The organism is Paraburkholderia sp. BR10937 (assembly GCF_040965695.1).
Lineage (GTDB): Bacteria > Pseudomonadota > Gammaproteobacteria > Burkholderiales > Burkholderiaceae > Paraburkholderia.
Genome location: NZ_JBFRCL010000045.1, coordinates 24,678 through 50,080, shown reverse-complemented (window position 1 = coordinate 50,080; position 25,403 = coordinate 24,678). Strand labels below are relative to the sequence as shown.

The following is a 25,403-nucleotide window of genomic DNA, read 5'->3' as shown; positions in this document are numbered from 1 at the left end:
TGAACGCCGCTTTGTGACGAAGAAGGGCTGTCCGTGAGGGCAGCCCTTTTTGTTTCCCGCGCGGCTTATCAGGCGTGAAGACCTGCAGGCGTGGCTACCGCTTCAGCCGCCAATGGCGCCGCCATGCTGCCCGTGCGTTGCGCATCCTCCAGCAGCGCTGCCTTCAACGCGCCGAGCGCAGGCGAATAGTGGCCACGCCGCCAGGCGAGCAGCGTGTCGATCTGACCGAGCTTGCCAAGCGAATGAATCGTGACGTCGTCGGCACTGCGTGGCAGTTCGAGCACCGAGCGCGGCGCGACGGCCACCCCCGCGCCCGCCGCCACGCACGCAATGATCGCGTGATACGAGCCCAGTTCCAGCACGCGTGACGGCCGGATGCCATGCTCCACATACCAGCGCTCGACATAGGCGCGATACGCGCAGTTGCGTTCGAACGCGACGAGCGTGGAGAGTGCGATATCGCCGGGCTGTCGGATCGGCCGGTGGCCGCGCGGCGTGATCATCACGAGTTCTTCGCGATAGACCGGCACGTGCTCGAATACCTCGGGGTCCGGCAGTCCATCGAGCGGCGTGGCGATCAGCGCCGCATCGATTGCGTATTCGCGCAGGCGCTCGATCATCGTGCCGGTCGTGCCCGTTTCCAGTTCGAGCGTGACCTCGGGCCACGTCTGGTGATAGTGCGCGAGCGGGCCGGGCAGACGGCTTGCTGCGGCGCTCTCCATGGTACCCAGGCGCAGGCGTCCCGCCGGGCGCCCGGCCTTCAGCGCATGGCGCGCTTCGTCGGCGAGCGCGAGCAGGCGCTCGGCGTAGGGCAGCAGGGTTTCGCCAGCGGGCGTGAGAATCAGGCGGCGGCCCTCGCGCGTGAAGAGCGGCGTGCCGAGCTGATCTTCGAGCTGCTTGATGCGCGTCGTCACGTTCGACTGCACGCGGTTGAGCTTGGCGGCGGCCCGCGTCACGCCGTTTTCCCGTACGACCGCCCGGAAAATCGCCAGTTCGGCGAGGTCCATAGTTCTCTCCTCGGGATGCAACGATTCATGATAATTCATTTTTAGTGAACGATGGAATCGCCTACGATGGTAGGCAGTTGCTTAATCCGCTGATCTCATGAACGACTACGTCCCCGGCACCGTCCACGTTTCCGAACCCCGCCCGCATGCCGGGCGCCGTGCGGCGTTGGCCTGCATGGTGTCCCTTGCCGTTGCGCTGGGCGTCGGGCGCTTCGCCTTTACGCCGCTCCTGCCGCTGATGCTGCACGGCGGCGCGCTCGACCTGCGTCACGGCGGCTGGCTCGCCTCGCTGAACTACGCGGGCTACTTCGTGGGCGCGATCAGTTGCGTCGCGCTGCGCATGGCGCCCGCGAAGATCGTGCGTGCGGGCCTCGTGGTCACGGTGCTCCTCACGCTCGCGATGGGCCTCACCCAGCAGTTCTGGATCTGGGCCGTGGTGCGCTTCGTGGCGGGCGCGGTGAGCGCGTGGACCTTCGTGTTCGCCTCGCAGTGGGGCCTGCGTCGGCTCGCGCAGCTCGGCGCGAACGAGTGGGGCGGCGTGATCTACACCGGTCCCGGCGTCGGCATCATTGCGACCGGGCTGTTCGTGAGCGCGGCCGGCGGTCTCGGCGCGCGCACGGGCTGGATCGGCTTCGGGCTGATCAGCGCGCTGCTCGCCGCCGTCGTCTGGTCGACGTTTGGCGAAGACAGGCGCGCGCTTGCGCCGCGTCCCGCCGCACGTGCCGCGGCAAGCGTCGCGCACGTGGAGCGCGAAGGGCGCCGCGCCGACGCCTGCTGGCTCGTGCTGCTCTACGGCGTGCCGGGTTTCGGCTACATCATCACGGCGACGTTCCTGCCCGTGATCGCACGCCATGCGCTGCCCGGCTCGGCGTGGCCCGACCTGTTCTGGCCGATGCTCGGCGCAGCGCTGATCGCCGGCGCGCTGCTGGCTGCGCGCCTCCCGCTGCATTGGGACAACCGCCTGATGCTGGCGGGCGCCTACGTGCTGCAGGCCGTGGGCATCGCGCTCGGCATCATCTGGCCCAACGCCGCGGGCTTCTCGTTCGGCAGCGTGTTGATCGGCCTGCCGTTCACGGCGATCACGCTCTTCGCGATGCGCGAGGCGCGTCTGCTGCGCGGCGAGCATGCCGCCGCGCTGATGGGCTATGCAACGGCCGCCTATGGCGTCGGGCAGATCGCGGGGCCGCTCGTGGCCGCGCCGCTCGCGGCGTCGACGGGCTCGTTCTCGCCTTCGTTGTGGCTCGCGGCGGGTGCGCTCGTGGCCGGCGCAATCGGGCTCGTCTGGCGGGCCTGGCATACGCGCGAGGCCGCACGCGGACGCTGATAGCACACTAGAATGGACGCTTTCGCGCGAGCCGCGAGCGTGTCCACCGGGCCGCGCGGCTGGTTCCCAGCGCCATCGACCCTGCCTTTTCCCCCATGAGCGAATACCAGTTTTGCCCGCGCTGCGCCACGCGTCTGACCGAGCGCGCCGATCCCGCCCACGAAGGCGGCCGCGTGCGTCTCGCTTGCCCGGACCACGCCTGCGGCTACGTCCACTGGAACAATCCGCTGCCCGTCGTGGCGGCGATCGTCGAGTACGAGGGCCGCATTTTGCTGGCCCGTAACGCGGCCTGGCCCGAAGGCATGTTCGCGCTCATTACCGGCTTTCTCGAAAACGGCGAGACGCCCGAGGAGGGCATCGCGCGCGAAGTGCACGAGGAAACCGCGCTGCGCGCCGAGAGCGTCGAACTGATTGGCGTGTACGAGTTCATCCGCAAGAACGAGCTCATCATCGCGTATCACGTGAAGGCGTCGGGCACGATCGCGCTCTCGCCGGAACTGCTCGAATACCGCCTCGTCGAGCCCGCGAAGCTGCGGCCGTGGCGCGCGGGCACGGGCCAGGCGCTCGGCGAATGGATGCGCCGGCGCGGCCTGCCGTTCGAGTTCGTCGAGCGTCCGGGCCAGTGATGGCCGCGCGCCGCGCGACGCTTTCCTGCCACGCCTTCCCTGGATCTCCTCGATGAACCGACCCGTCACCGTCGCCCGCTCCGGGTATCGTCATTTCCTGCCGATCGGCACACGCTGGATGGACAACGATGTCTACGGCCACGTGAACAACGTCGTCTACTACAGCTACTTCGACACCGTGGTGAACGAGTATCTGATCCGCGCGGGCGCGCTCGACATCGAGCACGGCACGACCATCGGGCTCGTCGTCGAAACGCAGTGCAACTACTTCGCGCCGCTCGTGTTTCCGGAGCGCGTGGAGGCGGGGCTGCGCGTTGCACGTCTCGGGTCGTCGAGCGTGCGCTACGAGGTCGGACTCTTTCGCGAAGGCGAGGATGCGCCCGCGGCGCAGGGGCATTTCGTGCACGTCTACGTCGATCGCGAGACGCGCCGGCCCGTGAGCGCGTTACCCGACGCGCTGTGCGCGGCGCTCGAGCCGCTCGTCGTCGGCTAGACGGGGTCGGCTAGACGCGGTCGGCAAGACGCCTCAGCGCCTCAACGCGCCACGCTCACGCGTTCGAGCGCCGTCATCGGGCCGAGTTGCGCGAGCGTCTGCAGCTGAGCCGCATTGCGCACGAAGAACGAGCCGGCAAAGCCGAGCGAGTTGACCGAAATCCCTTCGACACATTCCGTCGTGCGGGGCACCACCAGCATCCATTGGCGCGTGACGAGCAGGTTGTAGGGCGCGCCCTGATGCGCGACGCCGCCCACGTCGACAGCGGGCACGCCCGCCGCGTCCAGCAGCGCGCGATAGCAGCCAAGTGCCACATGCGCGGCATCTTCCGCTGTGCCGGCCTCGGGGCCGAGATCGAGACGCGCGAATGCATGGCGAAACGCGAGCCCCGGCACGATCGCGATGGGACGCGCGCCGTGGACCGCCTGCGCGCCGCCGAGCAGCGCTTCGAGCGGCGTCATATGAGGCGCATCGCCTGCGAGCGGCAGCGGCACCATCTGCAAATGCTTGTGCGGCTGGCTGGCGCCCGCGGCCGCGCCGCCGTTGTAGAACCCGAGTCCGTCGATCTCGCGCAGCACCGCGATCAGTGCGGCGAAGTCCGCCGCGTCGAGCAGCGCCTCCTGCGGCTCGTAGCGGCGCGTCACGATCAGCAGATGGCGGTCGATCACATTGAACTTGTTGAGCAGCGCAACGTGAGTGGGCGAGAGGTCGCCGACGAAAAGATCGGGCTCGTAAGGCAGGAATGGATCGCGCGGGGGCTGCGGAACAGACGCAGTCGGAGTCTGCGGCGTGAGCCGCGCTGCCTCCTTGCGCGCGAGATTCTCGGCCACGCGCACGGAAAAGCGCATGCCGCCATCGTCGATGAAGGTATGCGCCGTCTCGATGGGATGGAGCGCGCCGCACGCGAGCGCGTGTGCCGTCTGCCGCTCGATCGCCGCGCCCAGCGTCGTCATCGGCGCTCAGGCCTTGTAGCCGATGGCGCGCAACAGGTCCTTGCGCCAGCGCACGTCGTCTTCGGCCTCGACGCCCAGCGGCGGCATGCCGTCCACCACGCCGACGATGCCGCGCCCCTGGTCGGTTTCCGCGATCAGCACCTGCGTGGGGTTCGCGGTGGCGCAGAAGATGCGGCAGACCTCGGGCACGGCCTTGATCGTGTTGAGCACGTTGATCGGGAAGAAGCCGTCGCCGAGAAAGATGATGAAGCAGTGACCCGCCGCGATGCGCAACGCGTTTTGCGTCGCCATCTCGATGAGCGCGTCCTGGGTGCCCGAGCGCCGCACGAGCCGCTTGCCCGACGCCTCGCAGAACGCGAGGCCGAACTGGATGCCCGGCACCGTGCCGTAGAGCGCCTCGTGCAGATCCTCGACGGACTTGATGAAGTGGGTCTGGCCAAGGATGAAATTAGTGGCTTCGGGCTTTTCGATCTCTACCGTGGACAGTTGCATGTCGAACCTCGCGCGCGGGCGTCTCGAAAGCGCCGCCTTTCGCCGGGCCGAAGGGGCTGGCTGGCGGGCGGCGGCGGCCAACCACAAGCCTAGTACGAAGTCGCGGCGAGGCAAAGCGTGTGCAGGCGCACAACGAACGACGGCCGGAGCCCCGAGGGGCGTCCGGCCGTTTTACCGAGCGGCAAAGTGATGCCGCTGCGCCGCTTAGCTTACGCGGTCTTCTTCGCGCGCTTGCCTTCCACGTCGGGCAGCAGCACGGTGAGGATGCCGATGAGCGGCAGGAACGAGCAGACCTTGTAGACGAAGCCGATGCTGGTCGCATCCGCCAGCTGGCCGAGCACCGCTGCGCCGATGCCGCCGAGGCCGAACGCGAAGCCGAAGAAGAGACCCGCGACCATGCCCACCTTGCCCGGAATCAGCTCCTGCGCATAGACGAGGATGGCGGAGAACGCCGAAGCCAGCACCACGCCAATGATCACCGTGAGCACGCCGGTCCAGAACAGGTTGGCGTAGGGCAGCAGCAGCGTGAACGGCGCCACGCCGAGAATCGAGACCCAGATCACGTACTTGCGGCCGATGCGATCACCCACCGGGCCGCCGATGATGGTGCCGGCGGCCACGGCGGCGAGGAACACGAACAGATGGATCTGCGCGGCCTGCACGGAGAGGTGGAAGCGGTCGATCAGATAGAACGTGAAGTAGCTGTTGATGCTCGCGAGGTAGAAGTACTTCGAGAACACGAGCAGCACGAGCACGCCCATGGCGATCGCTACCCGCTTGCGCGAGAGCGTGACCTGCGCCACCTCGGCGCGCTTTTTCTTCATCGCCGGATGGGCCTTGTACCAGCGGCCGATCTGCGTGAGCACGACCATGCCGACGAGCGCCGCCGCCGAGAACCACGCGATGCTGCGCTGGCCGTGCGGAATGACGATCGCGGCGGCGAGCAGCGGCCCGAGCGACGTGCCCGCGTTGCCGCCCACCTGGAAAAGCGATTGCGCGAGACCGTGACGCCCGCCCGACGCCATGCGCGCCACGCGCGAAGACTCGGGATGGAACACCGACGAGCCGCAGCCCACCAGGGCGGCCGCCACGAGCAGCACGCCGAAGGTCGGCGCAACCGACATCAGCAGCAGGCCGCACAGCGTGAAGCCCATGCCGACGGGCAGCGAGTATGGCAGCGGCCGCTTGTCGGTGAAGAAGCCCACCAGTGGCTGCAGCATCGACGCCGTGATCTGGTAGGTGAGGGTGATGAGACCGATCTGCGTGAACGACAGCGAGAAGTTGTCCTTGAGCATCGGGTAGATGGCGAGGATCAGCGACTGGATCATGTCGTTGAGCAGGTGCGAGAAGCTGATCGCACCCAGCACCGAATAGACGGTGCGTTGCACCGCACCCGCGGCGGGGGCGGAAGCGGCCGCGGACGAACCCGCGGCGGCGCCCGGCAGGGCGCGCTTGTCGAGACTGGTTTCCATGTTGTCGGTAGCAGCAGAGAGTATTCAGCGGGCACCACGCCAGGCGGGCAGCGGCGACGGCATGAAAGGACATGTATAAGAGTTATGAGCGCAGTGTAATGTGTCTTGCTCGAACTGTACGGACAAGATTTGTCGAGAATCGGACACGGGCGGTGCGCCGTCACCCTGCGGCCCAATGCCGCAAGGGGCCGGAGCGAATACTCAAAATTGATGCGGGATTTTTGGCATCTCATTTTGGCCGTGTATAAACCGCCGATATGCGCGCCCACGAGGAGCGCAAAACGGGGCTGGAATACGGGCCGCACCCGCGCGCGAAGGCGTTAAAGAATGCGCGTCGGTGTGCCGTAGACCGGGGTTGAGGCGTAGCGCAAATCAGGAACGATGGCGCTGAGCCTGACAACAATGCTGGAGACCAAAATGAAAGCAGTATCGCAAGGCGGCAGGCACGCGGGCTTCGTGCCGCAGGATCCGGCAGGCGGCGCGGCGAACGCGCAGCAACGTAAAACGGGGGGCGCCGGTGCGGCAACGCGCAGCTCGCGGCTTTCCGTGAAGGCCACACTGCGCCTCGCCTTCGCGCTGGTGCTGATCGGCACGCTCGCCATCGGCGCCATTTCGCTCGCGCAAATCAGCCGTCTAAACGGCTCGACGCAATCGATCTACGAACAGGGCTACGTCGCGAGCCGCGCCGCCGAGGAGGCGCGCGGCCACGTGCTGCGCGCGAGCCGCGCGCAGAAGATGCTGCTCACCGCGACCACGGCGCGCGAGCGCGACGAACTGGGTCAGGACATCGACAAGGATCTCGGCGCGCTGGAGCGCGGCATGAGCGAGCTGCAGCAATACGCGCAGGAGCAGGGCGGCGACGCGCTCGCCCTGCAAAAGAAGCTCGCCGATGCGACCACGGCTTGGAGCGGCCATCTGCGCGACTTCGTGACGCTCGTGAAGCAGCAGCCGCTCGATCTCTCGCAGATGAGCTGGCAGGTGGGCACCCAGGACGTCTCGCTGCTCGTGGAGACCGGCAAGCTCGAAACGCTCGTCAACGATCTCGTCGCGCAGCGCGGCACGGCCGCGAAGGCGACCCTCGCGAAGGCCGAGTTCATCTTCAAGTCGTCGTTCGTGATGATGGCCGTGGCGACGGTGGCCATGTTCGTGCTCGCGTTCTTCGTGAGCGAATGGGTCGTGCGCCGCATCGCGCGCCAACTGGGCGGCGAGCCCGCGCACGCCAAGGCCATCGCGGCCCGCATTGCGGCCGGCGATCTCGCACAGCCCGTCACGGTTCACGCACGCGACGCGGCGAGCATGCTGGGCGCGCTGCGCGACATGCAGAAGGGTCTCTCGACCACGGTGGCCGAAATCGCCGCGAGCGCCGAGGCGATCGCCTCCGCCTCGGGCGAAATCTCGACCGGCAATCTCGATCTGTCGCGCCGCACCGAAGAGCAGGCCATGGCGCTCGAGCGCACGGCGAGCAGCATGGAACAGCTCACGTCCACGGTGCGCTTGAATGCCGAAAACGCCGAACAGGCCAGCACGCTGGCGGGCAACGCTTCGGCAATCGCGGAGAAGGGCGGCTCGGTGGTGGGGCGCGTGGTCGCGACGATGCAGGAGATCAACGACAGCGCGAAGAGCATCGCGGACATCATCGGCGTGATCGAGGGCATTGCGTTCCAGACCAACATCCTCGCGCTCAATGCCGCCGTGGAAGCGGCGCGCGCGGGCGAGGATGGGCGCGGCTTCGCCGTGGTGGCGGGCGAGGTGCGCAGCCTCGCGCAGCGCAGCGCGGCGGCGGCCAAGGAGATCAAGGCGCTGATCGGCGCATCGGTCGAGCGCGTGTCCAATGGCTCGACGCTGGCGCAGGACGCGGGTTCGACGATGGACGAAGTCGTGAAGGCCGTGCGGCGCGTGAACGACATCATCGGCGAAATTTCGGCGGCTTCGCGCGAGCAGCGCTCGGGCATCGAGGAGATCAGCCGCGCGGTCACGCAGATGGACGCCGGCACGCAGCAGAACGCGGCGCTCGTGGAAGAGGCGACTGCGGCTGCGCAATCGCTCGACGATCAGGCGAAGGTGCTCAAGCGGCTGGTCGGCAAATTCCGGCTGGCTTGACGCCCTTGCCGTTCGTTGCTCGTTGCGGGCACGATGAAAAACGCCGCGTGGTTCCACGCGGCGTTTTTTTATGGTCGCGTCATTTCGCGTCGCGCTCGATGATCCACTCGTGTGCCGGGTCGTTGTGGAAGTGCCATTCGCGCGTGGGGCCGGCCATCACGTTTAGATAGTACGAGTCGTAGCCATACGGGACGACGACCGGGTGGTAGCCGCGCGGCACCATCACGACATCGTGATTTTCCACGGCCATCGTTTCGTCCAGATCGCGCGCGTCGGTGTACACGCGCTGGAACGCGAAACCCTGCTGCGGATTGAGCCGGTGATAGTAGGTTTCTTCGAGCGCGCTTTCGTGTGGCAAGCGATCGGCGTCGTGCTTGTGCGGCGGGTAGCTCGACGAATGCCCCGAAGGCGTGCGCACCTCGACCACGAGCAGCGATTCAGCTGGCGCGTCTTGCGGCAGGATATCGCAGACGTAGCGCGTATTCGCGCCCTTGCCGCGCGTGGAGCGCTTCATCTGCGCGGGCTCGATGAGGCGAACGGGCAGCGTGCCTTTGGCGGGTGCGCTCGCCACGCCCACTTCGGCATTGCGTTTGGCGCGCACCGTCGCTTTCACGCCGGGCGGCACATAAAGGGCATACGGCGCGGCGTCTTCGAAGACGCTGTCGCGCGAACCGAGGCTCGACCAGCGCTCGCCGCCTGCCTCGATATCCACCGCGCCCGAGAGCACGACGATGCAGCTCTCGCGATCGGGCTCGCTGACATAGACGAGTTCATCGGCTTCGAGCCGGTATGCGGCGAAGCCGACATAGCGCCAGCCCGCGGTGTCGGGCGTGACGCGCGCGATCGTCTGGCCTTCGCGCGCGGCCTTGACCAGCAGAGTCATGCTGCCTCCTTCGATGGGGTGTCCGGCGCATCGACGAGCGTGCGCAGCGTACGGTAACCCTTTTGCGCATATTCGTAAGACGGTGCGATCACGGGGTCCTGCTCGGCTTCGACGACGAGCCAGCCGCGATAGCCGTGACGCTTCAGGCGCGCGATCATCGCGGGAAAATCGATGGCGCCGTCGCCCGGCACGGTGAACGCGCCGGCGAGCACGGCGTCGAGAAAGCTCCAGTTGCGGTTGCGGGCGAGCTTCATGACGGCCGGGCGCACGTCCTTGCAGTGCACATGGCACACGCGCGCAATGTGTTTGTCGAGTGCGGCGAGCGGGTCGCCGCCTGCAAACGTCATATGGCCCGCGTCGAACAGCAGGCCCACGGCGTCGCTCGTGCGCGCCATCAGCTTGTCGACGTCGGCGGGCGTTTCGACATAGGCGCCCATGTGATGGTGGTATGCGAGCCGCACGCCGCGCGAGAGCGTATGGCGCGCGAAGGCGTCCACGCGCGTGGCGTAGTCGTCCCACTGCTTGTCGCTGAAAAAGCGCGGGCGCTGATAGAGCGGTCGCGGCGCGCCCTGGATCGAATCGGCGACTTCGCCATAGACCATCACCGTTGCGCCGTTCTGCGCGAGCAGGTCCAGATGCTTCTCGACCGCGGCGATCTCTTCCTCGACGCTGCGCCGCGCGAGCATGCCCGAGTACCAGCCGGAGACGAGCGACAGATCGTATTGCGCGAGGAGCGCCTTGAGCGCCTGCGGCTCGCGCGGAAACTTGTTGCCTAGCTCGAAGCCCTCGTAGCCGATCTCGCGGCCCTCGGTCAGCGCCTGCGATAGCGGCGTCTCGCCGCCGAGCGAGGGCAGGTCGTCGTTCATCCACGACAGCGGGTTGATGCCGATGCGTGCTTCAAATGCGCTCATGTGCGCTCCTCGATGTCTGTGTCGTCAGAAGCGTTATGCGTTGCCGGATTCGTCTTCGCTGGCTTGCGCGCGTCCGCTGCGCTGCGCGACCTGTTCTTCATAGCGCTCGCGCGCCTCGCGCACGGCAGGGCGCGTGGACACTTCGGGCACGGCGACTTCCCACCACCAGCCGCCTTCCTCGGTCGTGCGCGCGGGGTCCGTGTCGATGCAGACCACGTAAGTGCGCGACGAAGCACGCGCGCGTTGCAGCGCCGCTTCGAGTTCCGCGACGTTCGCCACGTGCTCGGCCTGCGCGCCGAGCGAGCGCGCATGCGAGGCGAAGTCGATGCGCGGCGCGCCGAGCGGCCCTTGCGCGCAGTCGTCGAACAGGTTGTTGAACGGCGCTCCGCCGCAAGCCTGCTGCAACCGGTTGATGCAGCCATAACCGCGGTTGTCGAGCACGACGACGATGAGCTTCGCGCCCAGCATGACGGAGGTGGCGATCTCGCTGTTCATCATCAGATAGCTGCCGTCGCCCACCATCACGATGACCTCGCGATCGGGGCGCGCAAGCTTCGCGCCCAGGCCGCCCGCGATCTCGTAGCCCATGCACGAATAGCCGTATTCGACGTGATAGGCGCCGGGCTGGCCCGCGCGCCAGAGCTTGTGCAGCTCGGCGGGCAGCGTACCGGCCGCGCAGACGACGATGTCTTCGGTGTACGAACGATTCGACGAGCGCTGCACGGCGCCGATCACATCGGCGTCGTAGGGCAGGCAGTTGCGTTCCTGCGGCGTGTGCGTGAGGCGCTCGATGCTCGCGCGCCAGTCGCTGGCGAGGCGCTGGGCGCGCGCGGTCCAGTTCGCATCGGCGCGCCAGTTGATCAGCTCGTCGTTGAGCGCGGCGAGTGCCTGGCGCGCGTCTGCCTGCACGGCGAGGCCGTCGCGCTTGAGTGCGTCGAAGCCGTTGGCGTTCACGCCGAGCACGTGTGCGTTCGCGAAGAGCGAGTTCGAGCCGGTCGTGAAGTCCTGCAAGCGCGTGCCCACGGCGAGCACGCAGTCGGCGTCGCGCGCCAGTTCGTTGGCGGCGGGCGAGCCCGTCACGCCGAGCGCGCCGACGTTGAGCGGATCGTCCCATGCGAGCGAGCCTTTGCCCGCCTGCGTTTCGGCCACGGGAATGCCGCGCGAGGCCGCGAGCGTCTGCAAGGCCTGCGAGGCACGCGAATAGAGCACGCCGCCGCCCGCCACGATGAGCGGGCGCTTCGCGCGATGCAACAGCGTCAGCGCCGCATCGATCTCGGTCTGAATGGGCGCGGGTGCGTGGAATGTCACGAGGCGTGGCGTGAAGAAGCTCGCCGGGTAGTCCCACGCCATGGCCTGCACGTCCTGTGGCAGCGCGAGCGTGACCGGGCCGCAGAGCGCGGCGTCGGTGAGCACGCGCAGCGCGCGCGGCAGCGCCGTGAGCAGTTGCGCGGGATGCACGATGCGGTCGAAGTAGCGCGATACTGGGCGCAGCGCGTCGTTCGCGGAGAGGCCGCCGTCGTGCAGGTCCTCGATCTGCTGCAGCACCGGATCGGGTTCGCGCGACACGAAAATGTCGCCGGGCAACAGCAGCACCGGCAAGCGGTTCACGTGCGCCAGCGCGGCCGCCGTGACGAGATTCGTCGCACCCGGTCCGATCGAGGTCGTCACCGCCATCATGCGGCGGCGAAAGTGCGCCTTGGCATAAGCGATCGCGCTGTGCGCCATGGCCTGCTCGTTGTGCGCGCGCAGCGTGGGCAGTTCGTGCCGATGCTGATAGAGCGCCTCGCCGATGCCGGCCACGTTGCCGTGACCGAAGATCGCGAACACGCCGCCGAATAGCGGTTCGGTGCGGCCCGAGCCGTCCTCGCTCGCCACGCGCTGCGCAGCGAGATAGCGCACGAGCGCCTGCGCCGCCGTGAGCCGCACGGTGCTTGCGTGCGCAGCGGGCGCGGCGTTCTGCGCGCTATCCTGCGAGGCGTAGTCGCCAGGAGCAATGCGTTGATTCATGCCGCCTTCTCCTCATGATTGTCGTGCGCGCCTTGAACCTCGGTGCGCGCGGCGCGCCACGCGCCGATCAGCGTTTCGAAGGCGCGGCGCGCGCGGGAGATTACTTCGTCGTCGCCGATTTCGCCCGAGAGCCAGGCGAGGCTCGGTTCGTAGAAGATCGAGCGGCCCACTGTGAAGCCCCGGCATGTGTTCGAGGCGGATGCCGCGCGGAAGCCCTCCACGAGCTGTTCGATCGGCGCGGAGAGCCCAAGCAGCACGACGCCGCGGCAATACGGGTCGCGCTCGGCGATCAGCGCGTCGATCTCGCGCCATTGCGCGGCGCCCGTCGGTTCGAGCTTCCACCACTCCGGATAGAGGCCGATGTTGTAGAGCCGCTTGAGCGCGCGATAGACCGTATCGGGCGCATTCGGCTTGCCGTTAAGCTTCGGCGGAATCACTTCGAGCAGCAGTTCGTGGCCGCTCGCCTGGGTGGCGTCGTAGAGCGCGCGCAGCTGCGCCTCCTGTTCGAGACGCTGTTCGATGGGCTCGTCGGGATGGAACTGCACGAGGCACTTGACTGTGTGGTCGATGGGCCAGGACGCGAGCGTCGTGCCGATCGAGCGGCCATGGTCGAACACGAGCGGCACGGAGCCCGGCAACTCGACCGGGCGACCGATCCACCAGCCGCGGCCGGTCGCGGCATTGAGTGCATCCTGGCCGTAGCGGTCATCGATCAGGACACCGATGCGTCCCTGCAATCCGAGCGTGCGCTCGGTCTGCGCCACGGCCTCGACGAAGAGATTCTTCAGATACGAAATGCGCGCTTCGCTGACACCGGTCTGCTGCGCGAGGTCGAAGAACTGGTTGCGATGATCGAACGCGAAGCCGAGCACTTCGTCGTGCCGCTTGCGCGCGGGCGTGACGCGATGCAGGCGCGCGAGCGTCGCGTCGCGGTCGGGGCGGCGCATGCGCACGGGGTCGGCTGCCGCTTCGCGCAGGAAGTAGTCGAGTTCTACGGGCGTCGGCATGGCGGGCGCGCAGCCATGCCGCGAGACGACGAGGGCGCCGCACGCGTTGGCCGAGCGTGCGCAATCCTCGAGCGAGGCATCGCGCAGCCAGCCCGAAAGAAAACCGGAGGCGAAAGCGTCACCGGCGCCGAGCACGTTGAGCACTTCGACTTCCACGCCGCGCTGCATCGGCAAATCGTCCATCGAGGCGGGCACCGCGCCCTCTACGATCTGGCAGCCGAGCGGCCCGCGCTTGACGAGCAGCGTCGCCCCCGTGACTTCGCGCACGCGCTTGAGCGCATCGACGAGCGATTCCTTGCCGCCTGCAATGCGGAACTCCTCCTCGGTGCCGATCACGAGATCGAAATGCGGCAGGATACGCTGCAAATGCGCGCTCACGCCTTCGCTCGCGACGAAGCGCGTCTCGCCGTCCGCCTTGCCCGTGAGGCCCCAGAGCACGGGACGGTAGTCGATGTCGAGCACGGTGCGCACGTTGTTGCGGCGCGCGTACTCGAGCGCGGTGAGGCTCGTACGGTTTACCTGCTCGGTCGAGAAGTGCGTGCCGGTGATGAGCAGCGCTTTCGCGGAGGCGATGAAGGCTTCGTCGAAGTCGCCCGGATCGACGGCCATGTCGGCACAGTTCTCGCGGTAGAAAATGAGCGGGAACGTGTCGCGGTCTTTCAGGCCCAGCAGCACGAGCGCCGTGAGGCGTTCGGGATCCACGCGCACATGGCTCGTGTCGCAGCCTTCCCTCGTGAGCGTTTCGACGAGGAAGCGCCCCATATGGTCGTCGCCCACGCGCGTGAGCATGGCCGATTTCAGGCCAAGACGCGCGCAGCCGAAGGCGATGTTCGCCGAGGAGCCGCCCAGGTACTTCGCGAAGGTGGAGACGTCTTCGAGTCGCGCGCCCACCTGTTGGGCGTAGAGATCGACACCCAGGCGTCCGAGGCAGACGATGTCGCGGCTGCGGCCGGCGGCGAAGCGGCCTGGAGTGGAAGGGGGCGGGGTTGAATGAGTCAGGGCCATGTGTATTCCTGTTGAGTGCTGTGCCGTGCGCTCGTGCTCAGATAGTCGCGCCGTCGAGTTCGGCGATCATCTTCTGCATCTCCGCGCCGCCCGCCATCATGTCGAGCACTTCGTTCTTGCTGATCGTGTCCTTCGTGTAGGTGCCGAGCGAGCGACCGCGATTGAGCAGCGTGAACGAGTCGCCGATGGGGTAGGCGTGGTGCACGTTGTGGGTGATGAAGATCACCGAAATGCCCTTGGCGCGCGCGGCGTGAATCAGCTTGAGCACGTTGAAGCTCTGCTTCACGCCGAGCGCGGCGGTCGGCTCGTCGAGAATCAGCACGCGGGCGCCGAAGTGAATGGCGCGTGCGATCGCGAGGCACTGTTTCTCGCCGCCCGACATCGTGCCGATGGCCTGATGCGGGTCGCGCACGTTGATGCCCATGCCGGCGAGGCGATCCTTCGCGATCGCCGCGCTCGCATCGAGATCCATCACGTTGATGAAGCCGAACAGCTTCTTTTGCGGCTCGCGGCCCATGAAGAAGTTGCGCGCGACCGAGAGCAGCGGCACGAGCGCGAGATCCTGATAGACGGTGGCGATGCCGAGATCGAGTGCGTCTTTCGGCGAGTCGAACGTTACGGGCTTGCCGTCCACGAAATACTGGCCGGAGGTCGGCTGGTGCACGCCGGCGAGCGTCTTGATGAGCGTGGACTTGCCCGCGCCGTTGTCGCCGAGCAGGCAGTGCACCTCGCCGCGCTTCAGGCGCAGCGTGACGCCGTTCAGTGCGATGACCTTGCCGAAATACTTGCTGACGTTCTCGAGCGAGAGAATCGTGTCGCCGTCTGCGGTGGTTTGAATATCGGACATTTGAGCCTCCGGCTTACGATTGCGCGACGCGGCGGCGCACATAGTGATTGAAGAGCACGGCAATGAGCAGCATCACGCCGAGGAACACGCGGAACCAGTCCGAATCGATGTTCGTGTAAGTGATGCCGATCTGCACGACGCCGAAGATGAGTGCGCCGAATGCCGCGCCGATCACCGAGCCATAGCCGCCCGTGAGCAGCGTGCCGCCGATCACCGCGGCGATGATCGCTTCGAATTCTTTCTGCAGCCCACGGTCGGCGGCCGCCGAACCGATGTCGCACACCTGCAGCACGGCGAACAGGCACGAGCAGAACGCGGTGAGCATGAAGAGCGAAATCTTCACGCGCTTCACGGGCACGCCCACGTTCTTCGCGGCGTTGGCGTCGCCGCCCACGGCGAGAATCCAGTTGCCGTAGCGCGTCTTGGCGAGCACGAATGCGCCGATTGCGACGAGCGCGAACCACCAGAGAATCACCTTGGGCACGCCCGGTACGAGCGGCTGGCCGTTGTCGAGCATCCTGCCGATGCCGATATGCGCGAGCGCCACGAACAGGCCCTTGAACGCCGTGCCGTGAAAGAGCAGGTTGGTCACGAAGTCGGCTTTGGCCACGTCGCCCACACCCGAGACGATCGTGCGGTCGGCGAACATGATCGAGAGCGCAAGCGTCAGGCCGCGCAGGATGAAGAGGAACGCGAGCGTGACGATGAACGAAGGCAGCCGCGTGCGCATCACGAGGTAGCCGTTGAGCGCGCCGAGCGCGGTGCAGCCCACGAACGCGAACAGAATGGAAAGCGCGATGGGCCAGTGAAAATACATCGTGGGGATCGCCACCATCATGCCGGCGAAGCCGATCATCGAGCCGATGGAGAGGTCGAACTCGCCGGCGATCATCAGGAGGCACGCGCCGACGCTCAGGATGCCGAGGTAGGCGGCGACCTGGGACCAGTTCATCACGCCGTCGAGGTCGAACATGCCCGAGCCGCCCGCGCCGATCGCGAAGACGGCGAAGACCAGCACGGTGCCGGAAATCGCGGCGAATTCGGGGCGGCCGAGCAGATGGCCGAACCACGATTCGCGGCGCACGCGTTCATCGCTGGCGCCTGGCTGCGGCGTGGGCGCGTCTTGCGCGCCGCCTTCCGGAGCGTGCGAAGGGAAGTGTTTGCCGGCTACACCCATGATGTCTCCTGTATCGACCAGAGTTGGTGCTTTAGCGCCTTACGCTGGTCCTATGCAAGGCGATCGGCCGTGGCAGGCGCATTCACGTCTGCTTTGGCTCAAATACCCGAGCGCATTCCCCGCAAGCGACTGCCTTGCAGTAGAAGCAACACGGTGAATGGCGCGCGGCGAGGCTGGCGAGAGGCGATGGGCATCGGAAGATGCTAGCCTTCGCCGCGCGTGGCTGACGAAAAATGCTTAGCGGTACTGACCTGCGTACTTCACGACCTTGTCGAGATTGTCCTTGGTGATGAAGCCCGGACCCGAGCGGATGTTCTTCGGACCGTACGAGGGCTGCAGGCCATAGGTTTCGAGGCGCTGCTTGAACTTCGGATTCGCTTCGAGGATCTGGCGGATCTTCTGCGGGTCGGTAGTGTGCTCCTTCTTCACGATCGCGAGCACGGCCACGGGGATATAGCCCTGCAGGTACGGCTGCTGGTCGATCGCGAACTGGATGGTGCCCGCGCGGATCGCCTTGGCAATGTCATCCGAGAAGTCGAACGTGCAGAAGTAGATCTTGCCCGCGAGGCCCATCTGGTCGATCGCCTTGAGCGTAGCGGCCGCCGGCACCGGGCCGAGCGTGAGGATCGCGCCCGTGTTCGGATGGTTGCGCAGATACGCGCTCACCTTCGACTGGATTTCCGTCGGATCCTGGCCGGAGTCGATCGTCGAGCTCTTGTAGTCCACGCCGAGCGCATCGGCAAAACCGCGGCAGCGTTCGAACGACACGGCGTTGGTCGCGAAGTGATTCACGCACAGGAACGACTTCACGCCCGCGGCCTTGGCCTTTTCGCCGGCTGCGTGACCGGCCACGTATTCGGGCTGACCCACGTGCATGATCGCGCCGAGCTTCTCGCTCTGTTCCTCGGTGCCCGAGTTGATCGTCACGAGCGGGATCTTCTTCTGCGTGACCTTGCCGATGGCGCTCTTGAGCACATCGTAGTCGGCGATGGTGACGATCACGCCGTCGTAGTTGCGCGCGGCGGCCTGTTCGATCAGGCGCGACATGTCGGCGATATCGCCGTTGGGTGGATTGCGGTAGTCGGTCTCGACGTTCCAGTCTTCGTCGGCCTGCTTGATCGCGTTCTTGATCGTGTTCCACCACGAGTCGGAATCGGGCGCGTGGCTGATCAGCACGAAATGCGCGTCGGCAGCTTGCGCCGTTTGCGCGCTGAGCACGCTCGCACCTGTCAGGCCCGCTGCCAGCGCGAGCACTGCGGCCAACCTCCGGAGCATGGTCTTGCCCTTGCGTTGAGTCATTGTCTCCACCTTTCTCGGTCTGTCGTTCGTTCTTGGGGTGAATGCCGCAGCCGCGCTTTTGACATGCCGCTTGTTACCTGCATCAGCTGCCGCGCTCATCGACAAGAGTAGGACATCGCCTCGCGACTTGCAACGAAAATTTCATTGCAAATAAAAATGGAAAATCTGTTCCATTCGTGTGACACGCTGCCTATAATCGGCTCCGTCGGCATGCCGTGGAATCAAGGCCTGGTAAGGCTTTGCGGCAGTGCGGCAACCAGCCGGGGAAAACCATCATGGCGGATGACACAACCGACGCCGTAGCGGGCGTAGACGAATTGATGCAGCGCATCGCGCACGATTACGAGGCGCTGCCGCGTCAGCTGAAAAGCATCGCGACCTACATCGAGCAGCACCGCGCGAGCGTGATGATGGACCGCACGAGTGACATTGCCGCGAGCTGTGGCGTGCATCCTTCGGCAGTGGTGCGCTTTGCGCAGCGCTTCGGTTTCTCGGGCTTCTCCGACCTGCAGGCCGTGTTCCGCCAGGCCTATGCGGGGCAGGGCGCCTCGGCCACGAGCTATCAGCAGCGCATTCGCCAGCTGATCGACGCCAAGGAGGGCGAGGCGAGCCCGGACATGGGCGGCGCCGTGGCGCGCGAGTTCATCGGCGCGTGCCGCAGCGGGCTCGACGAACTCGAAGCCGGCCTCGACGGCGCGCAGTTCGACGAGGCCGTGAAGATGCTCGAGCAGGCGGACAACATCTACGTGATCGGCGTGCGCCGCTCGTTTCCGGTGGCGAGCTACATCGTCTATGCCCTGCAGCACACGCGCAAACGCGTGCATCTCGTCTCGGGGCTCGGCGGCATGTATCACGAGCAGATTCGCGGCGTGAAGAAGGGCGACGTGGTGATCGCCATCAGCTTCGCGCCCTATGGCAAAGAGACGCAGTACTGCCTGCGTGTGGCGCAGCAGCATCACGCCAAAACGCTCGTCATCACCGACAGCCAGCTCTCGCCGCTCGCGCGCCACGCGAACGCGCAGCTCTATGTGAAGGAGGGGAGCGCGTTCGCGTTCCGCTCGCTCACCAGCACCTTCTGCCTGTGCCAGGCGCTCTTCATTGCGCTTGCGTACCGGCTCGAACTCAACGTGGAAGAATCGACCGACACCGGAGGATACGATGACTAGTGCAGCAAGCGGCGCAGCGCAAACGCTGGATGTGGCGGTATTCGGCGCGGGGCGCATTGGCCGCATTCATGCGGGCAATCTCGCGCGCCAGCCGGGCGTGCGTCTGAAGTACGTGATCGATGTCAATCGCGAAGCCGCCGCCGCGCTCGCCGCACAGCACGGCGCGCAGGTCGTGGACGTCGACGCCGCGTTCGGCGACGCTTCGATCGGCGCCACGGTGATCTGCTCGAGCACCGATACGCACGCCGAACTGATCCTCAAGTCGGCCGCGGCGGGCAAGCATATCTTCTGCGAAAAGCCCGTCGATCTGACCATCGAGCGCGCACGCGCCTGTGCTGAAGCCGTGCTGCGCGCGGGCGTCGTGGCCATGATCGGCTTCCAGCGGCGCTACGATCCCACCTTCGCTGCGCTCAAGACGCGCGTCGACGCAGGCGAGATCGGCACGCCGGAAATGCTGATCGTCACGAGCCGCGATCCGGGCGCGCCGCCGGTGGAGTACATCAAGCACTCGGGCGGCATCTTCAAGGACATGCTGATCCACGACTTCGACATCTTCCGCTGGATTCTCGACGACGAAGCGCTGAGCGTGCACGCCACGGGCAGCTGCCTGTCCGACCCGGCGATTGCCGACGCGGGCGACATCGATTCGACGGCCGTGACGATCCGCACGAAACGCGGGCGTCTCTGCCAGATCAACACGGCGCGGCGCGCGGCCTATGGCTACGACCAGCGCTTCGAGGTGCTCGGCAGCGAGGGCATGCTGCAGGCGGGCAACATGAAGCCGACCGAAGTGGTGGCGTGGTCGAAGACTGCTGTCGCGCAGGACGTGCCGGAGGCGTTCTTCCTCGAGCGCTATCGCGCGGCCTACGCGCGCGAAATGGCGCACTTTCACGAAGCGGTGACGCAGGGCGTGCCGGTGCGCACCTCGGTCGCGGACGGCCTGAAGGCACTGCAGCTGGCCGAAGCCGCTTCGCTGTCGTGGCGCGAGGGCCGCGTGGTGACGCTGGGCGACTGAAACGAATCAAGCGAGGATCAAGCGAGGAGAGCAAGGATGCAGGCAATCGATCGTGCCCAGCCGTTGCGCGTGGGCGTGGCGGGACTGGGGAGGTTGGGGCGGCGGCATGCGCAGAACCTGGCGTATCGCGTGCCGGGTGCAACGCTCGCGGCCGCGTGCAGTCCGCTCGACGCGGATCTCGCGTGGGCGCGCGAGGCGCTGCCCGCCGCGCGGCTGTATGGCGAGTACGCCGACCTGCTGGCCGATCAATCGGTCGATGCGGTGTGGCTCGTTACGCCTTCGGCATTGCACGCCGAGCAGATCGTGCAGGCGCTCGAGGCGGGCAAGCACGTATTCTGCGAGAAGCCGCTCTCGCTCGACGTGGCCGAATGCGAGCGGGTGGTCGATGTGTCGCGTCGCCATGCCGACCGGCAGGTCACCATCGGCTTCATGCGCCGCTTCGATCCGAGTTATCAGGATGCCTACGCAAGAGTGCAGGCAGGCACGATCGGCAAGCCGTTTCTGGTGCGCTCGCAGACCTGCGATCTCAACGATCCCGAGGGCTTTTTCGTGCGCTTTGCGCCGACTTCGGGCGGCATTTTTCTCGACTGCACGGTCCACGACATCGACGTCGCGCGCTGGCTGCTCGGCCAGCCGCGCGCCATGCGGGTGTACGCCGCGGGCGCGATCGCGCTGCACGAAGGCCTGCGCGAATCGGGCGACGTGGACAACGGCGTGGCGATCTGCGAGTTCGAGGGCGGGCGTCTCGCGATGTTTTACGCCTCGCGCACGATGGCGCACGGCAACGACACGTCGAGCGAGGTGATCGGCACGGCGGGCGCGCTGGCGATCGGCCACATCCCGCGCGCGAATCGCGTCGAGGTCTACGATTCGACCGGCGTGCGTAGCGTTTGCACGCCCACGTTCTTCGACCGCTTCGAAGAGGCGTTCCTGATCGAAGCGCAGGCGTTCGTCGCGGAAGTCGCGACGCGCAAGGCGGGGGGAGCGCAGAAGGGGAGCCTCGGCGCGACGCTCGAAGACGCCCTGGAGGCCACGCGCATCGGCCAGGCGCTGCGCGAATCGCTGCATACGGGGGCGGCGGTCACGCTGTAAGCCGTGCCGTGATCGGGACGCAAGCGGCGGCCGGCGTGGCTGCGGTAAAATTGACGCTATTGCCAGCGCCGTCTCACGCCGTGACGGTGCGCCACCGAAGGATCCAACCCCGATGCAGATTCAGGTTCACAAGGAAGTGGATGCGCGCGGGCTGAACTGCCCGCTGCCGATCCTGCGCGCCAAGAAGGCGCTCGCCGACATGGAAAGCGGCCAGATCCTCAAGGTCCTCGCGACCGATCCCGGCTCGCAGCGCGATTTCGCCGCTTTCGCGAAGCAAACCGGCAACGAGATCGTGGAAAGCTCGCAGCAGGACAAGACGTTCGTGTTCCTGATGCGCCGGCGCTAAACGCATCGGCAGATAAAAAATGGCCCGCGTGAGAATGCGGGCCATTTTCATTTGCGCGGGGCGGGGGCCCTAATCGGGGGCGCCTTAGCCTTCCAGCACCGGCTTGCGCGTACGCAGATATTCGTCGAAATCCGCGCCGACTTCCGGGTGACGCAGCGCGAACTCCACCGTCGCCTTCAGGTAGCCGAGTTTGCTGCCGCAGTCGAAGCGCGTGCCGTGGTACTTGTAGGCGAGCACCTGTTCGTCGGCGAGCAGCGACTGGATCGCGTCGGTGAGCTGCAGCTCGCCGCCCGCACCCGGCTTGATCGACTTCAGATGCTCGAAAATGCGCGGCTTGAGCACGTAGCGGCCGACCACGCCGAGGTTCGACGGTGCGACTTCCGGCGCCGGCTTCTCGACGATGCCCGAGAGCTTGACGATCGAGTCTTCCCACTCCTTGCCGTCGACAATGCCGTACGAGCGCGTTTCCGAGGGCGGGATCTCTTCCACGCCGAGCACCGAGCTATGGTAGTGGTCGAACACCTCGACCATCTGCTGCATGACGGGCGGCGTGCCGTAGAGCAGGTCGTCCGCGAGAATCACGGCGAACGGGTTGTCGCCCACGAGCTTTTCCGCGCACAGCACGGCGTGGCCAAGGCCGAGCGCCTCGGGCTGACGCACGTAGAAGCAGTCGACGTTGTTCGGCTTGATGTTGCGCACCAGTTCGAGCAGCTTGGCTTTGCCGCGCGCTTCGAGTTCGGCCTCGATTTCATACGACTTGTCGAAATGGTCCTCGATCGCGCGCTTGCTGCGCCCGGTCACGAAGATCATCTCAGTGATGCCCGCAGCCACGGCTTCTTCGACCGCGTACTGGATGAGCGGCTTGTCGACCACGGGCAGCATTTCCTTCGGGCTGGCTTTCGTGGCCGGAAGGAAGCGCGTGCCGAGGCCCGCTACCGGGAATACCGCTTTTGTCACTTTCAGCATGTCTTTTGTCCCTGTCCTGGTGCTCGTGTGACGCCGCGGGTGCGGCGTCACGCGTTACAGCCCTTGGCCGGTATGGCGCTCAGGCCGGCAACCGCGTGAGTTGCGCGGTCAGCTTGTCCAGCGTTGCCTGGTATTCTGCCAGTCTTTTCTGCTCCTGCTCAACGACTGCGGGCGGTGCTTTTGCTACGAAACTCTCGTTTCCGAGCTTCGCCTTGCACTTCGTTACCTCATTGCCGAGGCGGGCGATTTCCTTCGACAGGCGTTCGCGTTCGGCGGCGACGTCGATCTCCACTTTCAGCACGAGCTTGTCCGTCCCTACGATAGCAACTGGCGCGCCTGCCGATGCCGCATCGAGCGCCGCTTCGTCGGCGATGATCTGGACCTCCGAAAGCTTTGCAAGCGCCTGCGCATAGGGCGCGAACGTTGCGAGGCGTTCGGCGTTGCCCGTGGCGAGCAGCGGCACCTTGGTGGCGGGCGACAGGCCCATTTCGCCACGCAGGTTGCGGCACGCGTCGATCACGGCCTTCAGGTCGGCGGCCCACTGTTCCGCGGCTTCGTCGATCTTTTTGGCTTCCGCGACCGGGTAACGCTGCACCATGATCGATGCTGCGCCTTCGGCGGCACCCTCGGGGTACGCGTCGGTGAGCGGCGCCACCTTCTGCCACAGCGCTTCGGTGATGAACGGAATCACCGGGTGCGCGAGGCGCAGCACCGTTTCCAGCACGCGCAGCAGCGTGCGGCGCGTGGCGCGCTGCTGCTCGGGCGTACCCGTCTGGATCTGCACCTTCGCCAGTTCCAGATACCAGTCACAGTATTCGTCCCAGACGAACTTGTATATGGCGTTGGCCACGTTGTCGAAGCGATAGTCCGCGAAGCCCTTCGCGACTTCGGCTTCCACGCGCTGCAGGAGCGAGACGATCCAGCGGTCGGCCTGCGAGAAGTCCGTGTAGCCGCCGGGGCCGCAATCGCCCGGCTGGCATGCGCCCGGCTTGCTGAAACCGCAGTCGTGGCCTTCGCAGTTCATCAGCACGAAGCGCGTGGCGTTCCAGAGCTTGTTGCAGAAGTTGCGGTAGCCTTCGCAGCGCGCGAGGTCGAAGTTCACGTTGCGGCCGAGCGTGGCCATGGAAGCCATCGTGAAGCGCAGCGCGTCGGTGCCGAACGCGGGAATGCCCTCCGGGAACTCCTTGCGCGTCTTCTTTTCGATGGTCGCGGCCTGCTTGGGATTCATGAGGCCGGTCGTGCGCTTCGCGACCAGCGCTTCGAGATCGATGCCATCGACGATATCGATCGGGTCGAGCGTGTTGCCCTTGCTCTTCGACATCTTCTGGCCTTCGGCGTCGCGCACGAGACCGTGCACGTACACCGTGTCGAATGGCACCTTGCCGGTGAAGTGCGTGGTCATCATGACCATGCGCGCCACCCAGAAGAAGATGATGTCGAAGCCAGTGACCAGCACGGAAGAGGGCAGGAAGGCCTTCAGTTCAGGGGTCTGCGCAGGCCAGCCGAGCGACGAGAACGGCACGAGCGCCGACGAGAACCACGTGTCGAGCACGTCTTCGTCGCGCTTCAGTGCGCCCGTGTAGCCCCTGGCTTCAGCCTGCGCGCGCGCTTCTTCCTCGCTCTTCGCGACGAAGATCTCGCCGTTCTCGCCGTACCACGCCGGGATCTGGTGGCCCCACCAGAGCTGGCGCGAGATGCACCAGTCCTGGATGTTCTCGAGCCACTGGTAGTAGGTCGTGGTCCAGTTTTCCGGCACGAACTTGATCTGGCCGCTGCGCACCACGTCGAGCGAGGTTTCGGTGATCGACTTGCCGGGGTTGAAGGTGCCTTCGGGCGCGGGCTTCGTCATCGCGACGAACCACTGGTCCGTGAGCATCGGCTCGATCACCACGCCCGTGCGGTCGCCGCGCGGCACCATGAGCTTGTGCGGCTGGACCGAGTCGAGCAGACCGAGTGCCTCGAAGTCGGCCACGACCTGCTTGCGTGCCTCGAAGCGGTCGAGGCCGCGGTATTTGGCGGGCGCGTTGTCGTTGACCTTCGCGTCGAGCGTGAGGATCTCGATCATCGGCAGGCCATGGCGCAGGCCCACCTGGTAGTCGTTGAAGTCGTGCGCGGGCGTGACCTTCACGACGCCCGTGCCGAACGCGCGGTCCACGTATTCGTCGGCGATGATCGGGATCTCGCGGTCCGCGAGCGGCAGCTTCACGGTCTTGCCGATCAGGTGCGCGTAGCGCTCGTCTTCCGGGTGCACCATCACGGCCGTGTCGCCGAGCATGGTTTCCGGGCGCGTGGTCGCGACCGTGAGATGGCCCGAGCCGTCCGTGAGCGGATAGCGCAGGTGCCACAGGTTGCCGTTTTCCTCTTCGCTCACGACTTCGAGGTCCGACACGGCGGTGCCCAGCACCGGGTCCCAGTTCACGAGGCGCTTGCCGCGGTAGATCAGGCCCTGTTCATAGAGGCGCACGAACACGTCGCGCACGGCGGTCGACATCTTGTCGTCCATCGTGAAGTACTCGCGCGACCAGTCGATCGAGGCGCCCAGGCGCCGCACCTGGCCCGTGATGGTCGAACCCGACTGCTGCTTCCATTCCCACACGCGCTCGACGAACTTTTCGCGGCCCAGGTCGTGGCGCGAGATCTTCTGCGCGTCGAGCTGGCGCTCGACCACGATCTGTGTGGCGATGCCCGCGTGGTCCGTGCCGGGCACCCAAAGCGTGTTGTCGCCGAGCATGCGGTGGTAGCGCGCGAGGCCGTCCATGATCGTCTGGTTGAACGCGTGCCCCATGTGCAGCGTGCCGGTGACGTTGGGCGGCGGCAACTGGATCGAGAAATTGTTGCGGCCGGGCTCGAAGGTCGCGGCGGCGTAGCCTCGACGCTCCCATTCGGGGCCCCAGTGGGCCTCGATCGTCTGGGGCTCGAAGCTTTTCGCTAGCGTGCTGTCGCTCATGGGTGGAATCTGCCGAAAAAAGGATGCGGAAACGTTCGATTATAAGGGGAAGTCCTGCCGGAGCCGACGCGCCAGCCGCGCTGGGGCGCTGGGCGGGCCATGGTGCGCGCTGTAGTGCGGGCCGTCGTGCGGGCCGTCGTGCGGGCGTTCCGCGCGCGAGCCGCGCCGCGCCCGGGTCGCCCAAGCCGCCGCGTGCGTGCGCACTTATAATGGCGGTCTGCCATTCAACGACGGCGCGCCTGTGCCGCGCGCCACGTCCCCGGGGTCC

At 66.4% G+C, this 25,403-nt stretch carries 21 protein-coding genes; 8 read left to right on the top strand and 13 right to left on the bottom strand.

Annotated elements, in window-relative coordinates; genetic code table 11:
• Window positions 1-68: 68 nt before the first annotated feature.
• Window positions 69-1,007, bottom strand: a complete 939-nt coding sequence (locus AB4Y44_RS30135; protein ID WP_368701618.1) for a LysR substrate-binding domain-containing protein — start codon at window positions 1,005-1,007, stop codon at window positions 69-71.
• A 175-nt stretch (window positions 1,008-1,182) separates the two neighbouring features.
• Here AB4Y44_RS30135 and AB4Y44_RS30130 point away from each other — a divergent pair, with 175 nt between their 5' ends.
• The 3 genes from AB4Y44_RS30130 to AB4Y44_RS30120 all read left to right on the top strand — a co-directional run bounded on the left by AB4Y44_RS30130 (window position 1,183) and on the right by AB4Y44_RS30120 (window position 3,450).
• Window positions 1,183-2,331, top strand: a complete 1,149-nt coding sequence (locus AB4Y44_RS30130; RefSeq protein WP_368701632.1) for a YbfB/YjiJ family MFS transporter — start codon at window positions 1,183-1,185, stop codon at window positions 2,329-2,331.
• 95 nt (window positions 2,332-2,426) lie between these two features.
• Window positions 2,427-2,957 carry an NUDIX domain-containing protein gene (locus AB4Y44_RS30125; protein ID WP_368686311.1) on the top strand — a complete coding sequence of 177 codons (531 nt, stop codon included), beginning with the start codon at window positions 2,427-2,429 and terminating at the stop codon, window positions 2,955-2,957.
• A gap of 52 nt (window positions 2,958-3,009) precedes the next feature.
• Entirely contained in the window at window positions 3,010-3,450 is a 441-nt protein-coding gene (locus tag AB4Y44_RS30120; protein WP_368701617.1) for an acyl-CoA thioesterase, read from the top strand.
• A gap of 41 nt (window positions 3,451-3,491) precedes the next feature.
• On the opposite strand, the gene AB4Y44_RS30115 is transcribed toward AB4Y44_RS30120, so the two are convergent.
• The 3 genes from AB4Y44_RS30115 to AB4Y44_RS30105 all read right to left on the bottom strand — a co-directional run bounded on the left by AB4Y44_RS30115 (window position 3,492) and on the right by AB4Y44_RS30105 (window position 6,367).
• On the bottom strand, window positions 3,492-4,403 hold the full coding sequence (locus AB4Y44_RS30115; protein WP_368701616.1) for a DUF4922 domain-containing protein: 912 nt from the start codon (window positions 4,401-4,403) through the stop codon (window positions 3,492-3,494).
• Window positions 4,404-4,409: 6 nt separating this feature from the next.
• A complete protein-coding gene (locus tag AB4Y44_RS30110; RefSeq protein ID WP_342924587.1) occupies window positions 4,410-4,895 on the bottom strand; it encodes an adenosine-specific kinase in 486 nt (161 codons plus the stop codon).
• A gap of 209 nt (window positions 4,896-5,104) precedes the next feature.
• The gene (locus AB4Y44_RS30105; RefSeq protein ID WP_342924586.1) at window positions 5,105-6,367 is read right to left on the bottom strand and encodes an MFS transporter; all 1,263 of its coding nucleotides are present in this window, start codon (window positions 6,365-6,367) and stop codon (window positions 5,105-5,107) included.
• Window positions 6,368-6,784: 417 nt separating this feature from the next.
• Here AB4Y44_RS30105 and AB4Y44_RS30100 point away from each other — a divergent pair, with 417 nt between their 5' ends.
• Window positions 6,785-8,467, top strand: coding sequence for a methyl-accepting chemotaxis protein (locus tag AB4Y44_RS30100; RefSeq protein ID WP_368701615.1), 1,683 nt, complete (start codon window positions 6,785-6,787; stop codon window positions 8,465-8,467).
• 79 nt (window positions 8,468-8,546) lie between these two features.
• Here the strand turns inward: AB4Y44_RS30100 and iolB are convergent, their stop codons facing one another.
• The 7 genes from iolB to AB4Y44_RS30065 form a co-directional block, all read right to left on the bottom strand.
• Window positions 8,547-9,350: a 5-deoxy-glucuronate isomerase gene (gene iolB, locus AB4Y44_RS30095; protein WP_342924584.1), complete on the bottom strand. Its 804-nt coding sequence runs from the start codon at window positions 9,348-9,350 to the stop codon at window positions 8,547-8,549.
• Window positions 9,347-10,261: a myo-inosose-2 dehydratase gene (iolE, locus tag AB4Y44_RS30090; protein WP_368701614.1), complete on the bottom strand. Its 915-nt coding sequence runs from the start codon at window positions 10,259-10,261 to the stop codon at window positions 9,347-9,349. Before iolE ends, iolB begins: the two co-directional genes overlap by 4 nt.
• 33 nt (window positions 10,262-10,294) lie before the next feature.
• Complete coding sequence (iolD, locus tag AB4Y44_RS30085; RefSeq protein WP_368701613.1) at window positions 10,295-12,268, bottom strand: 3D-(3,5/4)-trihydroxycyclohexane-1,2-dione acylhydrolase (decyclizing); 1,974 nt, start codon at window positions 12,266-12,268, stop codon at window positions 10,295-10,297.
• On the bottom strand, window positions 12,265-14,280 hold the full coding sequence (gene iolC / locus AB4Y44_RS30080; RefSeq protein WP_368701612.1) for a 5-dehydro-2-deoxygluconokinase: 2,016 nt from the start codon (window positions 14,278-14,280) through the stop codon (window positions 12,265-12,267). The genes iolD and iolC overlap by 4 nt, the downstream gene beginning before the upstream one ends.
• Before the next feature lie 37 nt (window positions 14,281-14,317).
• Window positions 14,318-15,127, bottom strand: coding sequence for an ATP-binding cassette domain-containing protein (locus AB4Y44_RS30075; RefSeq protein WP_368701611.1), 810 nt, complete (start codon window positions 15,125-15,127; stop codon window positions 14,318-14,320).
• Window positions 15,128-15,140: 13 nt separating this feature from the next.
• Window positions 15,141-16,304: an ABC transporter permease gene (locus AB4Y44_RS30070; RefSeq protein ID WP_342924579.1), complete on the bottom strand. Its 1,164-nt coding sequence runs from the start codon at window positions 16,302-16,304 to the stop codon at window positions 15,141-15,143.
• A 237-nt stretch (window positions 16,305-16,541) separates the two neighbouring features.
• A complete protein-coding gene (locus AB4Y44_RS30065) occupies window positions 16,542-17,603 on the bottom strand; it encodes a sugar ABC transporter substrate-binding protein (RefSeq protein ID WP_342924578.1) in 1,062 nt (353 codons plus the stop codon).
• Between the two features lie 275 nt (window positions 17,604-17,878).
• Here AB4Y44_RS30065 and AB4Y44_RS30060 point away from each other — a divergent pair, with 275 nt between their 5' ends.
• From AB4Y44_RS30060 to AB4Y44_RS30045, 4 genes are all read left to right on the top strand, one after another.
• On the top strand, window positions 17,879-18,769 hold the full coding sequence (locus AB4Y44_RS30060; protein ID WP_342924577.1) for a MurR/RpiR family transcriptional regulator: 891 nt from the start codon (window positions 17,879-17,881) through the stop codon (window positions 18,767-18,769).
• Complete coding sequence (gene iolG / locus AB4Y44_RS30055) at window positions 18,762-19,784, top strand: inositol 2-dehydrogenase (RefSeq protein ID WP_342924576.1); 1,023 nt, start codon at window positions 18,762-18,764, stop codon at window positions 19,782-19,784. The genes AB4Y44_RS30060 and iolG overlap by 8 nt, the downstream gene beginning before the upstream one ends.
• Window positions 19,785-19,820: 36 nt before the next feature.
• Window positions 19,821-20,876 (top strand): Gfo/Idh/MocA family oxidoreductase, encoded by a 1,056-nt coding sequence (locus AB4Y44_RS30050; RefSeq protein ID WP_368701610.1) that lies wholly within the window; start codon window positions 19,821-19,823, stop codon window positions 20,874-20,876.
• A 118-nt stretch (window positions 20,877-20,994) separates the two neighbouring features.
• Entirely contained in the window at window positions 20,995-21,222 is a 228-nt protein-coding gene (locus tag AB4Y44_RS30045; protein ID WP_028208042.1) for a sulfurtransferase TusA family protein, read from the top strand.
• Window positions 21,223-21,306: 84 nt separating this feature from the next.
• Here AB4Y44_RS30045 and galU read toward each other — a convergent pair whose 3' ends face one another.
• Window positions 21,307-22,188 (bottom strand): UTP--glucose-1-phosphate uridylyltransferase GalU, encoded by an 882-nt coding sequence (gene galU, locus AB4Y44_RS30040; RefSeq protein ID WP_028208043.1) that lies wholly within the window; start codon window positions 22,186-22,188, stop codon window positions 21,307-21,309.
• A gap of 79 nt (window positions 22,189-22,267) precedes the next feature.
• A complete protein-coding gene (locus AB4Y44_RS30035) occupies window positions 22,268-25,135 on the bottom strand; it encodes a valine--tRNA ligase (RefSeq protein WP_368701609.1) in 2,868 nt (955 codons plus the stop codon).
• Window positions 25,136-25,403: the final 268 nt, after the last annotated feature.